This window comes from Saccharothrix hoggarensis (assembly GCF_042678885.1).
Lineage (GTDB): Bacteria > Actinomycetota > Actinomycetes > Mycobacteriales > Pseudonocardiaceae > Actinosynnema > Actinosynnema hoggarensis.
In genome coordinates, this window is the sequence record NZ_JBHTLK010000301.1 from 1 (window position 1) to 1,654 (window position 1,654).

Consider the following 1,654-nt stretch of genomic DNA (forward strand, 5'->3'; position numbering starts at 1 on the left):
CCCGCCACCCGCCGCCCCGACCCCGCCGCGCACGATGGCGGCGTTGCGCGAGCAGCGCCGTGACGAGCGCGCGCGGATCGTCTCGGGTGACGCGGACGCCGTGCGGCGGCAGCACGCCCAGGGCAAGCGGACCGCCCGGGAACGGCTGGAGGCGCTGCTCGACCCCGACTCGTTCGTCGAGCTGGAGCCCTACCGTCGGCACCAGGCCGCCGCGGCGGGTCTGGCGCACCGCCGGCCCGCCACCGACGGCGTGGTCACCGGCTCGGGCACCGTCGACGGCAGGCGGGTGTTCGTCTACGCGCAGGACTTCACGCTGTTCGGCGGTTCGCTGGGGCAGGCGCACGCGGCGAAGATCCACAAGGTGATGGACCTCGCCATCGCCACCGGGTCGCCGATCATCGCGCTCAACGACAGCGGCGGCGCGCGCATCCAGGAGGGCGTGCTGGCCCTCGACGGGTACGGCGGCATCTTCCGCAGGCAGGTCGAGGCGTCCGGGGTGGTGCCGCAGATCAGCGTGGTGCTCGGCCCGTGCGCGGGCGGCGCGGCGTACTCGCCCGCGCTCGCCGACTTCACGTTCATGGTGCGCGACACCGCCCGCATGTACCTGACCGGACCCGACGTGGTCGAGGCCGTGACTGGGCGGCGGGTCGGCCACGAGGAGCTGGGCGGCGCGGACGTGCACGGCACGTCGTCCGGGGTGGCGACGGTGGTGCACGACGACGAGGAGAGCTGCCTGGAGGACGTCCGGCACCTGATCTCGCTGCTGCCGTCCAACTACCTCGACGTGCCGCCGGACAGCGGGTCCGTCGGCGCCGAGCACGACCGCAGCGAGCGGTTCGCCGACATCGTGCCGGTCGAGCCGAACCGGCCGTACGACATGCGCGAGGTGTTCGCCGAGCTGGCCGACGACGGCGACTTCTTCGAGGTGCACGAGGGCTGGGCGGGCAACGTGCTGTGCGCGCTGGCCCGGGTGGACGGTCGCGTGGTCGGCCTGGTCGGCAACCAGCCGGTGGTGATGGCGGGCGTGCTCGACGGCCCGGCGTCACAGAAGGCGGCGCGGTTCGTGCGGTTCTGCGACGCGTTCGGCATCCCCCTCGTGACGCTCGTCGACGTGCCCGGCTTCCTGCCCGGCGTGGAGCAGGAGCACTCCGGCATCATCCGGCACGGCGCCCAGCTGCTGCACGCGTACTGCGACGCCACCGTGCCGCGCGTGCAGGTGGTGCTGCGCAAGGCTTACGGCGGGGCGTACATCGTGATGGACTCGCGGTCCATCGGGTGCGACGTGTCGCTGGCCTGGCCGACGAACCAGATCGCGGTGATGGGCGCGGAGGGCGCGGTGAACGTGCTGCACCGCCGTGAGCTCGCCGCCTCGGCCGATCCCGCCGCCACCCGGCGCGACCTGGTCGCCGCCTACGAGGCCGAGTACCTCGACCCGTACTACGCGGCCGAGCGCGGCCTCGTGGACGACGTGATCGACCCGGCGGAGACCCGGTCGGCGGTCGCCCGCGCGCTGGCCATGCTCCAGGACAAGCGCAAGCCGGGGCCGTCGCGCAAGCACGGCAACCCGCCGACCTGACCACCCGTCGACCGCGGTTCACGCCCTGCCGCGGTCACGCCCCCGCGGTCACACCACCGCCGAAGCGAGACCGCTCGC

The 1,654-nt window shown here is 74.0% G+C and carries 1 protein-coding gene; it reads left to right on the plus strand.

Annotation, left to right across the window (positions count from 1 at the left end; translation table 11 throughout):
• The first annotated feature begins 34 nt into the window (after positions 1-34).
• On the plus strand, positions 35-1,576 hold the full coding sequence (locus tag ACFQ3T_RS32840; protein WP_380729414.1) for an acyl-CoA carboxylase subunit beta: 1,542 nt from the start codon (positions 35-37) through the stop codon (positions 1,574-1,576).
• Positions 1,577-1,654 lie beyond the last annotated feature (78 nt).